Raw genomic sequence first — 13,425 nt, 5'->3', positions numbered from 1 at the left:
GCACGCCATGTGGGCCATCGTGCACAAGTTTGGATCTCCCCAGTGGTTCTACCGGCTAAGCCGCCGGCTCGAACCCTGGTGCTGGGCGCTGGCGGTGCTGGCGCTTGGCGTGGGCAGCGTCTGGGGGTTGGCGGTGGCGCCGGCGGATTACCAGCAGGGCGAGAGCTTTCGCATCATCTACGTGCACGTACCCGCAGCGCTGCTGGCGCAGTCGGTGTTCGTATCGATGGCACTGGCGAGCCTGGTGTTCATGGTGTGGAAGATCAAGGTTGCCGACATGGCCGCCGCGGTCATGGCGCCGTTTGGTGCGGCGATGACGTTCACGGCGCTGTTTTCCGGCGCCGTCTGGGGCGTGCCGACCTGGGGCACCTGGTGGGTGTGGGACGCGCGGCTCACCTCGATGCTGATTCTGCTGTTTCTGTATCTTGGCGTGATTGCGCTTCGCGGCGCGTTCAGCCGCCGTCAGAGCGGCGCCAGGGCCGCCTCTATTCTCGCCATGGTCGGGGTAATCAACATTCCGATCATCAAGTATTCGGTGGATTGGTGGTACACCCTGCACCAGTCCGCCACCTTCACGCTCACCTCCCGCCCGGCCATGCCGGCCTCGATGTGGGTGCCGCTTCTGATCATGCTGGTGGGCTTTTACAGCTTCTTCGCGGCGCTGACGCTTTTGCGCGTGCGCAGCGAAATCCTGCGCCGCGAAGGCGACAAGCGCTGGGTGCGCGCGCTCATGGAGTCTGGCTCATGAGTGCTTTCGATTCACTCGCCGCGTTTTTTGCCATGGGCGGCCACGGCGCTTACGTGTGGGCGGCCTGGGGCGTGACCGCCGCGCTGCTCGCGCTCTGCTTCGTGCAGGCGCAGCTCGAGCGCCGCGCGCTGATCAAGGCGCTTGCCCGACGCGAACGCCGCGCCCGCGCCCAGCATCTCTCTACCCCAACACCGAGCGAGGAAAGCGATGACGCCTAAACGCAAACAGCGGCTGTTCGCGCTTCTCGGGGTCGTGGTGCTCGCCGCCATCGCCGTGGGGCTGACGCTTTACGCGCTGCGCGCCAATATCAACCTGTTCTTCAGCCCGGTGCAGATCCAGCAGGGCCAAGCGCCGCTGGAGCGCCAGATTCGCGCCGGCGGGCTGGTCAAGGTTGGATCGGTCGCCCGCGACCCGCAAAGTCTGGACGTCGATTTCGTCGTCACCGACTACGTCGACGAGGTCGAGGTTTACTACAGCGGCATCCTGCCGGATCTGTTCCGCGAGGGCCAGGGCGTGGTGGTGGTCGGCGAGCTCCAGCAGGACGGCCGGCTGCGCGCCGACAAGGTGCTCGCCCGCCACGATGAAAACTACATGCCGCCGGAGGTCGCCCAGGCGCTGGAGGAGGCGGGCTACTCACCCGCCGACTACCAGCAGAAGGCCGCCAGCGTGGCAAGCGATCTTGAAGAGCAACGCCGCGCGCAAGCGGACGGGAACTAGCGTTTATGTGGGTAAGAATGATCCCCGAAGTCGGGCACTTCGCGCTGATTCTGGCGCTGTTACTGGCCGTCGTGCAGGCCAGCCTGCCGCTGGCGGGAAGCCTTGGCCGCCGCCCCTTGTGGATGGCGTTTGGGGCGCCGATGGCAGCGGGGCAGTTTCTGTTTCTCGGCGCGGCGTATCTCTGTCTGACCGCAAGCTACCTGCTCGACGACTTCAGCGTGGCCAACGTCGCCAACAACTCCAACTCGCTTTTGCCCTGGTACTACAAGGCCAGCGCCGTGTGGGGCAACCACGAGGGCTCGGTGCTTTTGTGGAGCTTGATGCTCTCGGGATGGGGCTTCGCCGCCTCGCGCTTCTCCCGGGCGCTGCCTCGCGACATGGTTGCGCGGGTGCAAAGCGTCATGGGCATGGTGAGCGTGGGCTTTCTGCTCTTCATCCTGTTCACCTCCAACCCCTTCGAGCGGCTTCTGCCCAACGTGCCCGGTGACGGCGCTGACCTGAACCCTCTGCTGCAGGATTTTGGCCTGGTGATCCACCCGCCAATGCTCTACATGGGCTACGTTGGCTTTTCGGTGGTGTTTGCCTTCGCCATCGCCGCGCTGATGGGCGGGCGGCTGGACGCGGCCTGGACGCGCTGGGCGCGGCCCTGGGCGAACATCGCCTGGGCGTTTTTGACCGTGGGCATCGCGCTTGGCAGCTGGTGGGCCTACTACGAGCTTGGCTGGGGCGGCTGGTGGTTCTGGGACCCGGTGGAGAACGCCTCGCTCTTGCCCTGGCTCACCGGCACGGCGCTTCTGCACTCGCTGGCGGTGACCGAAAAGCGCGGCTCGTTCAAGAGCTGGACGGTGCTGCTGGCCATCTCTACCTTCGCGCTGTCGCTGATGGGCACGTTTCTGGTGCGATCCGGCGTACTCACCTCGGTGCACGCCTTCGCCAACGACCCTTCGCGCGGGTTCTTCATTCTGGTGCTCTTGAGCGTCACAGTGACGCTTTCACTGCTGTTGTTCGCGCTGCGCGCTCCGCGGGTCAGCCACCGGGTCGGCTTTGGCTGGCTATCGCGGGATTCGCTGTTGCTGGTCAACAACTTCCTGCTGGTGATCATGACCGTCACCGTGCTGCTCGGCACCGTCTATCCCTTGATTCTCGACTCGCTCAATCTGGGCAAGATCAGCGTCGGCCCGCCGTACTTCAACGCGCTGTTCGTGCCGCTGACCGTGGTGATGTGCCTGTTCATGGGTATTGGGCCGCTGGCGCGCTGGAAGCGCACCGATGCGCGCACGCTCACCAGAAGGCTCTGGCTCGCCGGGCTCGCCGCACTCGTGATCGGCGCGGTGGCGCCGCTGCTCTACGCCGGGACCTGGAATCTGTGGGTGAGCCTGGGGCTTGTGACCGCGCTCTGGATCGTGCTGCCGCTCGCGCGCGATGTGATCGACACCTGCCGCCAGGCGAGCTCGGTCAAGCGCGGGCTTGGCAAGCTTTCGCTCGCCTACTGGGGCATGGTGCTGGGCCACGTGGGTTTGGCCGTGACCATCGTTGGCGTGACGGTGGTGTCGAACTACAACGTCGAGCGCAACGTGCGCATGGCGCCGAACACCACCGTCGAGGTGGCGGGCTATCAGTTCACCATGCGCGAGCTTACGAGCCGGCGGGGGCCGAACTTTCTGGCCGATACTTCGATTGTCGAGGTGCGCAAGGGCGATGACGGCCGCGCTTTCGTCATGCGCCCGGAGAAGCGTCTTTACATCGCCACCGGCATGCCGATGACCCAGGTCGCGCTGCGCCCGGGGCTGTTTCGCGATTTGTACGTCGCCATGGGCGAGGATCTCGACGACGGCAGCTACGCCATGCGCGTTCAGTACAAACCCTTCGTGCGCTGGCTCTGGCTCGGCGCGCTTCTGATGGCGCTCGGCGCGGTGCTGGCGGTGATCGACCGGCGCTACCGGCGCGCCCCCGCGCGCCCCCGGCTATCCGAGGAGGTCAATCCATGAAACGCTGGCTTCTACTGTTGCTGCCGCTGGGGTTTGTCGGTATCGCGCTGTTCTTCTACCAGGGGCTTTCCCGCGACCCGAGCCAGCGCGATTCGGCGCTGATGGCGCGCGACTTTCCCGCCTTTAGCGCCACGACGCTGCGCGACGAGGAGCGCCAGGTGAACGAGTCGCTTTTGCGCGGCGAGGTCACGCTGGTCAACGTCTGGGGCGAGTGGTGCCCGGCGTGCAAGCAGGAGATGCCCCAGCTTCTGGCGCTTTCCGACGAGGGCATCCGCCTGGTCGGCGTGAACTACCGCGACACTCGCGAAAAGGGTAAGGAGTTTCTCGGCGAGTACGGCGACCCCTTCGAGGTCAATATCTTCGACCCGGAGGGCACACTGGGCTTCGATCTTGGCGTCTACGGCGCGCCGGAGACCTTCTTGGTCGATGCAGGCGGCGTGATTCGCTACCACCACAAGGGCTATATCTCGCCAGAAGACGTGCAAAACCGCATCCTGCCGGAGGTGGAAAAATGGCGCTGAAACGCCTTTTCACGCTGATCGCGCTGCTGCTGGTGGCGAGTGCGAGCTTTGCCGCGATCGAGGTGCGTGAGTTTAGTGATCCGGTGCTCGAGCGCCGCTACGTCGATTTGACCGCGGCGATGCGCTGCCCGCTGTGCGAAAACCAGGCGATCGACGACTCCAACGCGCCGATCGCCGCCGACATGCGCCAGCGCGTTTATGAGCTGCTCCACCAGGGGCAGTCCGACAGCGAAATCATCCATCACATGGTCGAGCGCTTTGGCGAGTACATCCTCTACAACCCGCGGCTCGAGAACCGCACCTACCTGCTGTGGGGGGCGCCCATCGCGCTGGTGGGGCTCGCGTTTGTGATACTGGCGCTGATCGTACGCAGCCGCCGGCGTGCCTCGACCCGGGCGCTGAGCGCACAAGAGCGCGCGCGCCTTGCGCAGTTGATCGACGACAAGAGGTTCCCATGACGCCACTCTGGATCGCGCTTTTACTCACCGCGCTGCCGGCGCTTTGGCTGCTGCTTTCGCCGCTGTGGCGGGCGCGGGCGCTCCATGACGCCCAGCGCCGTTTTGATGAAAGCGACGACGCCAACCGCCAGAACGTGGCCGTGTTTCGCCGCCGGCTCGCCTCATTGGAGAACGCCTTCGAGCGCGGCGATATCGACCGGGCGCGCTTCGACGAGGACAAGCTCGAGCTCGAGCGAAGCCTGCTGGATGACACCACCGCCGCCCCGGTAAAGCCGCTGAAGTCGCCCGCCGCCGGGCGCGTGCTGGTGCCGGTCGTGGCGGTGCTGGTCCTGGCGGCGGCGGTGGGCGGCTACCACTACGGCGGCGCCCAGGGCGATCTTGCGCTTTATGCCCTCGAGCGCAACCTGCAAAACGATCCGGAGGTTTCGCTCGAGCGCTACGTGGAGCGCCTGGAGCAGGAGGCCGAACGTCAGCCAGGCAACCCCAACGTCTGGGGGCGGCTTTTCACCGCCTACCGCGAAAGCGGCGCTTTCGAGCAGGCCGACCAGGCGCTGGAGCGGCTGATGGCGCTCGAAGGCCGTACGCCTTCGCTTCTGGGTGAGCTGGCGGAGTTGCGCTTTTTCATGGCCGACCGCCGCTTGATTCCCCCGGTACAGACGCTCATCGACGAGGCGCTGGAGAAAGACCCGCGCCAGCCCAAGGCGCTCAGCCTGCTCGGGGTAGTCGCTTTCGATCAGGGCGACTACGCGCTTGCCATCGACCGCTGGCGCCGGGCGCTGGCGAGTCTCGGTGACGGCACTACCGCCGAGGCGCTGCGTGAGGGTATTCGCCAGGCCCAGGCGCGAATGGGTGCCGATGACGCTAACGTTTCGACCGACGCTGTGGTTGAATAGCCCGCTCGTTTTTTTCGTTTTCAAAGAGCCGCGATGCGCCTAACGTCCATACGCCTTACCGGGTTCAAATCCTTCGTCGATCCCATCACGGTGCCCTTCGATGGCAACATGACCGCGATCGTCGGGCCCAACGGCTGCGGCAAGTCCAATATCATCGATGCGGTGCGCTGGGTGATGGGGGAATCCTCCGCCAAGACCCTGCGCGGCGAGTCGATGGCGGACGTCATCTTCAACGGCTCCACCGGGCGAAAGCCCGTCGGCCAGGCCTCGATCGAGCTCAAGTTCGACAATCGCGACGGCGCCATGGGCGGCGCCTACGCCCAGTACTCGGAGATCGCGGTCAAGCGCCTGGTGACCCGGGACGGCCAGTCCAACTACTTCTTCAACGGCCAGAAGTGCCGCCGCCGCGATATTGCCGATCTCTTCATGGGCACCGGCCTTGGCCCGCGTTCCTACGCGCTGATCGGCCAGGGCATGATCTCCAGGCTGATCGAAGCGCGCCCGGACGATCTGCGCGCCACCCTCGAGGAGGCCGCCGGCATCTCCAAATACAAGGAGCGCCGGCGCGAAACCGAAAACCGCATGCGCCGCACCCAGGAGAACCTGGAGCGGCTGGACGACATTCGCGAAGAGCTCGACAAACAGCTCGAGCGCTTGAAACGCCAGGCCGAGTCCGCCAAACGTTACCAGACGCTGAAATCCCAGGAGTATCAGCTCAAGGGCGAATTGGCGCTGATTCGCGGACGCGCCTTGCGCGCGGAGCAGACCCGCCAGGAAGCCCAGGTGCGCGAGCTCGAGATCAGCGTCGAGAAGGACGTGTTCGGCGTACGCGCCTGCGAAACTCGCCTTGAGCAGGCCCGCGAGCGCCACGACGAACTCGCCGAGGTGCTCGAGCGCTATCAGCAGGCGTTTTTCGAAACCACCACGCGGATTGCGCGGCTGGAGCAGGATCAGGCGCACCGCAAGAGCCGCCAGAGCCAGCTTGCCAGCGACATCGAGACCGCCCGGCGCGATCTCGATGAGCAGCGCCGGGTAAGTGAAGGCGACCGCGAGCGGCTCGAGGCGATCGACGAGCGCTGGGAAACGCTGTTACCCGAGCTCGACGCTCAGGAAGAACAGCTCGAGGCGCTCGAAGAGACGCTGGCCGGCATCAAACCGGTGCTCGAGGAAGCCGAGCAGCGCTTTGCCGACATCGACGCGCGCTGGCGCGACGCTGGCCGCGACGCCGAGCGCCGCCAGGACCAGATCAACGACCTCGAACAGCGCATCAAGCGCCTGCAGAGCGAGCGCGGCCGCCGCGAGCAGCAGCGCGGCGAGCTCGACGACTCCGCCACCATCGGCGAGCAGCACGCCGAGAGCCGCGCCGCTCTCGACGACGCCGAGTACCGAAGCCAAGCGTTCGAGGAGCAGCGCGCACAGCACCAGGCGCGCTTTCAGGACACGCGCGCCGAACAGCAGGCCGCTTTTGATGAGCGCGACGCCAAACGAGGCGAGCTCAGCCGCTGCCAGGGCGAGCTCGCCTCGCTCCAGGCGCTGATCGACGCGGCCCTTGCCGATCACGACCCGGATCTTCAGGCCCGCCTCGAGGCGCTGGGACTCGAAAACGCCCCACGGCTGGGCGATACGCTCAAGGCCGAGCCCGGCTGGGAGTCGGTCGTCTCCTGGCTGCTCGCACCCTGGCTCAATGCGCGGCTGGTCGACGCTCAGGCGCTGAAGGCGCTGCCCGAGGCGCTGGCGACCGACTGGGCGCTGATCGAGGGCCGCGCCGCGCGCGCTGGCTCACCGGATCGGCTCGATGCGAAGGTGGAAGGTGCCGGGGCGCTCAGTGGCTGGCTTTCGCACATTCATACGGTCGAGCGCGACGACGACGCGCTGGCGCTGGCCGCGACCCTTCCCTCGGGGGAGAGCGCGGTCAGCCGCCAGGGGCTCTGGTGCGGGCCGGGCTGGCTTTCCCAAAAGGCGAGCGGCCAGGGGGTGGATGCGCTACTGGTCACGCGGCGGCGCTTCGACGAGCAGCGCCTGCGCGAACAGGCGCTGGAGGCAGCGCTGGAGGCGCTCGACGAGCGCTGCGACGCAAGCAGCGAGCGCCTCGAGACGCTGGAAACCGAGCGCGAGCAGCACGCCGAGGCCGAGCGCGAACACGCCGCAAAGCGCCAGCAGCTGGCGATTGCGGAGCAGCGCCTGGCCCAGCGCCTCGAGCACCTCAAGGGCCGCGCCGCCGAGATCGACGACGAGCTCGCCACGCTGAAAGAGGACGAAGCCACGCTGGCGCTGGACCTCGAGGAGCAGCGCGAGCGCTGGGGCGAGGCGATGGCCACCCTCGAGCAAGCCGCGACCGAGCGCGAACAGAGCGTCGAGCAGCGCGCCCGCACCCGCGAGGAGGTCGAGCGCCTGACCCGTGAACAGGCGCCGCTCAAGGCGAGCCAGCAGGCGCTGGCGCTGGAGCGCGAACGGCTGGTGACCGAGCGCGACAGCCTGCGCGCCCAGCAGGCTCGGGCCGGCGAGAGCGAAGAGCGCCTGACGCTGCGCATCGAGGAGCTCGAGGAGGCGCGCGAGGCGCTGATCGAACCCGACGAGCTCGCCGCCGAGGAGCTCGAGGTCCTGTTTGACGAGCGCGAGCAGCGCCAGGCGCGGCTCAGTGACACCCGCGAGCAGGCCCAGACCCTCACCGAGCAGCTTAGAAATGACGAGCTTGCCCGCCAGAACCATGAGCGCACCCTGGAGCAGAGCCGCGAACGGCTTCAAACGCTGCGCATGGAGGTCCAGGCGCTGAGCCTGAAAGCCGCCGCTCAGGACGAGGCGCTGGCCGAGCTTGGCCACGACCCCCAGGCGCTCGCCGAAGCGCTGGCCGACGACGCCGAGGAGTCGCGCTGGCAGAGCCTGCTTGAAAGCACCAGCGAGAAGGTCCGCCGACTCGGTGCGATCAACCTGGCGGCGATCGAGGAGTACGACCAGCAGGCCGAGCGGCGCAACTACCTGGAAGCGCAGCACGCCGAGCTCACCGAGGCGCTCGATACTCTCGAGCGGGCGATCAAGCGTATCGACCAGGAGACTCGGGTGCGTTTTCGCGAGACCTTCGAGCAGGTCAACGCCGGGCTGCAGGAGCTGTTCCCGCGGGTATTCGGCGGCGGTGCAGCGTGGCTGACGCTGACCGGTGAGGATCTGCTGGAAACGGGCGTTGCCATCATGGCGCGCCCGCCGGGCAAGAAGAACAGCACCATTCATCTGCTCTCCGGCGGCGAGAAAGCGCTGACGGCGCTGTCGCTGGTGTTTGCCATCTTCCGGCTCAACCCGGCGCCGTTCTGTATGCTCGACGAGGTCGACGCGCCGCTGGACGACGCCAATGTCGGCCGCTACGCCAAGCTGGTCAAGGAGATGTCGGAAAGCGTGCAGTTTATCTACATCACCCACAACAAGATCGCCATGGAAGCCGCCGAGCGCCTGATGGGGGTAACCATGCAGGAACCCGGCGTCTCACGGCTCGTCTCGGTGGGCATCGAAGAAGCGGCGGCGCTGGTCGACTAGGTGAGTGCGAAAAGCCGGTTAACCTTCGCCGAGCTCGCGCATCAGGGTGTAGAGTTTGGATTTGGCCTCGAAACCGATACCCGGAATGTCCGGCAGCGCCACGTAGCCGTTTTCCACGGCGATGCCGTCGGCGAAGCCACCGAAAGGCTGGAACACGTCCGGATATGACTCGTTGCCACCAAGCTTGAGGCCGGCCGCGATGTTGAGCGACATCTGGTGGCCGCCGTGGGGCACCACACGGCGACTCGACCAGCCAAGCTCGTCTATTACCTCCAGTGTCTTCATGTACTCCACCAGCCCGTAGGAAAGGGCGCAGTCGAACTGCAGGTAGTCGCGGTCGGCTCGCATGCCGCCGTGACGCAGCAGGTTGCGTGCATCCTGATGAGAAAAGAGGTTCTCTCCGGTGGCCATGGGGCCATCGTAGTGCTCGGCGAGTTCTGCCTGTAGCGCGTAGTCCAGCGGGTCGCCGGCTTCTTCGTACCAGAAGAGATCGTAAGGCTTGAGCGCTCGAGCGTAGTCGATCGCGGTCTTGAGATCGAAACGGCCATTGGCGTCCACCGCCAGGCGGCGGCCGTCGCCCACCACCTCGAGCACCGCCTCGATGCGACGCAGATCCTCGTCCAGGGGGGCGGCGCCGATCTTCATCTTGACCACTTCATAGCCGCGATCCAGATAGCTTCGCATTTCGTCCTGGAGCTTCTCGTTACCCTTGCCCGGATAGTAGTAGCCGCCGGCAGCGTAGACCCAGACCTTGTCGTCCGCCTGACCGTCGCGATAGCGCTCGGCGAGCAGGCGGTAAAGCGGCTTGCCCGCGATCTTGGCAACGGCATCCCACACCGCCATGTCGATCGTGCCCACGGCCACGGAGCGCTCGCCGTGCCCGCCGGGTTTTTCATTGCTCATCAGGGCTTTCCAGATAGCGAACGGATCGAGGTTGTCGTTGGCTTCATCAACGAGGCTCGCCGGGTCCGCCTCGAGTACGCGATCGATAAAGCGATCGCGCATCAGCGCGCCCTGGCCGTAGCGCCCGTTGGAGTTGAAGCCGTAGCCGATGACGGGCTTGCCGTCGCGAATGACATCGGTCACCACGGCAACCACGGAGCAGGTCATTTTGGAAAAGTCGATATAGGCGTTGGCGATGGGCGAGGCGATGGAAACCGTCTTCTCGCGAATGTCTACGATACGCATGGCATTACCTTTTATGAATCGAGTGGGTTCGAGACAACGATAGGCCTGGCGCCACTTCCCGGCTAATGCATATACTGGGGCACCCCATGCTGAAAAGGCATTGCCATGGAATTGGCCTGGCTCGAAGACTTCGCCGCTCTTGCCGAGCACAAGAGCTTCGTTCGCGCCGCGAATGCGCGCCATATCACCCAGCCCGCGTTCAGTCGGCGCATACGATCGCTGGAGCAGTGGATGGGAGTGGCGCTGTTTACACGTACCCCTCAGGGAACTAGGCTCACCGATGCCGGGCACCACGTGCACGCGGGGATGTTGGAGGCGAGTCAAACCCTCTATGCATTACGGGCCAGAGCTCAAGCGGTGGCTGGCCACGCGGCGAAGACCTTGCAGTTCGCGGCGACTCATTCGCTCTCGTTCACCTTCTTTCCACGCTGGATACGACGGATCGATGCAAGCCCTGTGGCCTCGATCCAGCTTCATTCGGATACCATGGCCGGCTGTGAACGTCTGCTGATCGAAGGCAAGGCGCATTTCTTGCTGAGTTATCGCGATCCTTTAGCGGATTCGCTCTTTCCCGCCAAGTATTATGAGCGTTGTATTATTGGTAAAGACTGGCTCATCGCGCTAGTGGGAAAAGACTTGAAGCGTCGACATCACGATTTTTTTCCTTATCTTGCTTACTCCGAGTCTTCCGGTCTCGGGCGCATTATCGATGATTATCCCATCGACGATAAAGTGCGCGAGTTAATCCTGCCGGCGCACTTCACCAGTCATTCGGCAGCGGTATCGATGTCGATGGCGCTTCAAAACAAAGGGCTTGCATGGCTGCCTAAAAGTCTTGTCGAACAAGAGATTGAAGAGGGGAGGCTGGTGCGCGCTTTTAACGAAGAGAGTGATATACCACTGGAAATACATATAGTGAAGCCGCGACTGTTAGCGAGTCACTTCGCTGAATCGTTTTGGCTAAAGCTCGCACGAGTTAACTAACGAGACTTGCGATTCAACTTTGATTGTGCTTGTTTGATGGATAATGGTGTCGCAATATTTTGTCATATTGAGTTTACACCTCTACAATTGACGCGTTAATGGGTGGCGGGGCGAACTTGAAGTTACCGCATCGATGAATAGAGAGCCCTGTTGCTCCTTCATCGAACCGTTTGTGAGGTAACGGTTGCGGGCGGAACGTACAGGCGCCAAATAATAAGGTACAGGAGCGTTGTAGAAGGAGAGTGAACGAGCAAAAAGGTGCCGGGAGGGCACTTTTTGCGAAATTACTTGTCCAAGCGCCGGACCCGTTACGCCGAATTATCATTGGTGAGCGTCATGGTCTCGCACAATAAGCAATAAGTTGCCCTTTTTTGTAGCAGCCGCACTATGCTTGGTGGTAAATATAGCGCCTGGGTGGACGCAGACATCATCAAGGTAGCGCCTTAAACCGGTTGAAATGACCCATGGAATGCTCGACATGGAACTAAGAGAGTGGTTAATCATTCTAGGATTGGCGCTGGTATCGCTTATCGTGGTCGATGGTGTTCGAAGGCTTCAGCGTCAGCGCCGTGTTCCCAGGCTCGACCAGGCGGTCGATAATCTGCCCAAGGCGTCGGTGGAAGAGCTCGATGATGAGGCCAAAGAGGCCGAGATCAACTGGGAGCTTCCCAACGGCGGCGCCCGCGTGGTCAAACCCGCCGACTACAGCGGCCTTGGTAAGAAGCCCCAGCTCGAGCGCCAGGAGCATCCTGGTCCTTCGCGCGTACTCTCTGATTTCAAGCGCTCTTTTTCTCGTGCCACGGGTCGCGGCAAGCCCGCCGCCGACGGCCAGCGGCTGGCGTTCGAAGGCGGTTTCAACGACGCTCGCAGCAGTGCCTCTTCCGCCTCGGCCTTTACCGCATCGAACCCTGCTGTCTCTCGCCCGGTCGAGCCCGCTCCCCGCGCCAGCGTGAAAAGTGAAAAACCCCCGGTGGAAAAAACCCCGGTAGAAGAGCGCCGCGAGCCCAGCCTGTTCGCCGAGCCCGTGCCGGCTGCCGCCAAACCTCAGCCCGCCGCGTCGATCGAACCCACCGAGCAGCCCGCGCCGGTCGAAGAGCGCATCCCCGCACCTGCCGAACCAATCGAGCCCACGCTTTCCGCCGAATCCGACGCTGCGTCAGAGTCCGCATCTTTACAAGAGACTTCCGGCGTCAAGGTCGATGCTACCGAGGCGCCGCCGGCGGCCGAAGAGGCCAGCGCAAAGGCCGACTCCGAGGTGCTGCGCGCCGAGCCGGAAGACGCCGGGTTCACCAAAACCGAGTCGCGCAAGCGCCGCCAGCTGCGCTCCCACACCGCCGGTGAACTCGACGATGAAGCCGTCGATGCCTACCGGCTGGTAGATTTCGAAGGTATGGGGCGCTCGTTCAAGCGCCGCATGATCGAGCGCCGCGAGACCCGCGCGCGCAAGAAGATCGAAAAAGCCGAGCGGGCGAAGGCGCTTGCCAAACAGAAGGCCGAGCGCAAGGCGCTCGAAGCCGAGCAGCGCCGCGAAGCGAAGGAGGCAGCCGAAGCCGAGAAGGCGCGGATTGCTCAGGAAAATGCCCGCGCGCGCGAAATCGAAGCCGCCCACACCGCCCCTCGTTTCCAGAACGACGAGCTCTACAGCGCCGAGCCTTCGATGAGCGCGCTGCGCCGGCACAGCGCCGAACGTTTCGATCTCGCTGATGAAGGCGAACGCACCGACGAGCCCGAGGCGTACTTCGATGATGCTTACGGCGCCTCTAGCGAGGATGAAAGCGTCGTGCGCGCCCATCCGACGCTCGAAAAAGCGCTGCGACACGACGTTTCCGGCGCTCGCGCCAAGGAGGCGTTGACCGACGCCTCGGAAATGATCGTCATCAGCGTGCTTTCCCGCGACGAAGAGGGCTTCGAGGGTGGCAAGCTGCTGGAGCTGATGATGGCCTGCGGGCTTCGCTACTGTAGCGCCATGGGCGTGTTCCACCGCTTCGAAACCGAAAGCGACGACAGCGGCCTGCAGTTCTCGATGGTCAACGTGGTCAAGCCCGGTACCTTCCCCATCGAGCAGATGGACGAATTCACGACTCCGGGCGTCACTCTGCTGATGCCGCTGCCCGGCGCGCTCGACGCCTCCGCCGCGTTCGAAGCGATGGTGGAAACCGCCATGGTGGTGGTTCGCCACATGGGCGGCGAGCTCAAAGACGAAAACCGCAGCGTGATGACCGCTCAAACCATCGAGTTCGCGCGCCAGCGGGTGCACGAGTTCGAGCGCCGCCACCGCTTGCAGCGCCACGCGCGCTAACCCCGTTCACTCCTTCTGCACCCGCCTTTTCAGGCGGGTGTTTTCGTTATGAAAGCGCTAGGCTATAGGCACGCTTCACTACGTACTGTTTCACGGAAACCGAT

General features: G+C 64.3%; 11 protein-coding genes. 10 read left to right on the top strand and 1 reads right to left on the bottom strand.

From position 1 onward, the window contains the following. Nucleotides 1-7: 7 nt before the first annotated feature. Genes ACGK9R_RS09105 through smc form a run of 8 tightly spaced genes read left to right on the top strand, consistent with a single transcriptional unit; the run spans nt 8 to nt 8,850 of the window. On the top strand, nt 8-748 hold the full coding sequence (locus ACGK9R_RS09105) for a heme ABC transporter permease (protein ID WP_394580427.1): 741 nt from the start codon (nt 8-10) through the stop codon (nt 746-748). Continuing rightward, on the top strand, nt 745-966 hold the full coding sequence (gene ccmD / locus ACGK9R_RS09100) for a heme exporter protein CcmD (RefSeq protein ID WP_394580426.1): 222 nt from the start codon (nt 745-747) through the stop codon (nt 964-966). The genes ACGK9R_RS09105 and ccmD overlap by 4 nt, the downstream gene beginning before the upstream one ends. Then, complete coding sequence (ccmE, locus tag ACGK9R_RS09095; RefSeq protein ID WP_394580424.1) at nt 956-1,465, top strand: cytochrome c maturation protein CcmE; 510 nt, start codon at nt 956-958, stop codon at nt 1,463-1,465. The genes ccmD and ccmE overlap by 11 nt, the downstream gene beginning before the upstream one ends. Before the next feature lie 5 nt (nt 1,466-1,470). Next, the gene (locus ACGK9R_RS09090) at nt 1,471-3,453 is read left to right on the top strand and encodes a heme lyase CcmF/NrfE family subunit (protein WP_394580422.1); all 1,983 of its coding nucleotides are present in this window, start codon (nt 1,471-1,473) and stop codon (nt 3,451-3,453) included. Then, complete coding sequence (locus ACGK9R_RS09085; protein WP_394580420.1) at nt 3,450-3,974, top strand: DsbE family thiol:disulfide interchange protein; 525 nt, start codon at nt 3,450-3,452, stop codon at nt 3,972-3,974. The genes ACGK9R_RS09090 and ACGK9R_RS09085 overlap by 4 nt, the downstream gene beginning before the upstream one ends. Beyond that, nucleotides 3,965-4,432, top strand: coding sequence for a cytochrome c-type biogenesis protein (locus ACGK9R_RS09080; protein WP_394580418.1), 468 nt, complete (start codon nt 3,965-3,967; stop codon nt 4,430-4,432). The genes ACGK9R_RS09085 and ACGK9R_RS09080 overlap by 10 nt, the downstream gene beginning before the upstream one ends. After that, on the top strand, nt 4,429-5,325 hold the full coding sequence (ccmI, locus tag ACGK9R_RS09075) for a c-type cytochrome biogenesis protein CcmI (RefSeq protein ID WP_394580416.1): 897 nt from the start codon (nt 4,429-4,431) through the stop codon (nt 5,323-5,325). Before ACGK9R_RS09080 ends, ccmI begins: the two co-directional genes overlap by 4 nt. A 33-nt stretch (nt 5,326-5,358) precedes the next feature. Then, entirely contained in the window at nt 5,359-8,850 is a 3,492-nt protein-coding gene (gene smc / locus ACGK9R_RS09070) for a chromosome segregation protein SMC (RefSeq protein WP_394580414.1), read from the top strand. A gap of 18 nt (nt 8,851-8,868) precedes the next feature. Here the strand turns inward: smc and ACGK9R_RS09065 are convergent, their stop codons facing one another. Continuing rightward, nucleotides 8,869-10,038 (bottom strand): mandelate racemase/muconate lactonizing enzyme family protein, encoded by a 1,170-nt coding sequence (locus ACGK9R_RS09065; RefSeq protein ID WP_394580412.1) that lies wholly within the window; start codon nt 10,036-10,038, stop codon nt 8,869-8,871. A gap of 105 nt (nt 10,039-10,143) precedes the next feature. Between ACGK9R_RS09065 and ACGK9R_RS09060 the strand changes: the two genes are divergently transcribed. Continuing rightward, a complete protein-coding gene (locus tag ACGK9R_RS09060) occupies nt 10,144-11,022 on the top strand; it encodes a LysR family transcriptional regulator (RefSeq protein ID WP_394580410.1) in 879 nt (292 codons plus the stop codon). A gap of 478 nt (nt 11,023-11,500) precedes the next feature. Beyond that, complete coding sequence (gene zipA, locus ACGK9R_RS09055) at nt 11,501-13,321, top strand: cell division protein ZipA (RefSeq protein ID WP_394580408.1); 1,821 nt, start codon at nt 11,501-11,503, stop codon at nt 13,319-13,321. Nucleotides 13,322-13,425: the final 104 nt, after the last annotated feature.

Origin of the sequence: Halomonas sp. HNIBRBA4712 (genome assembly GCF_043558675.1) — a bacterium.
In the GTDB taxonomy this organism is placed as follows: Bacteria; Pseudomonadota; Gammaproteobacteria; order Pseudomonadales; family Halomonadaceae; genus Vreelandella.
This window is presented reverse-complemented; position numbering and strand designations above follow the sequence as displayed.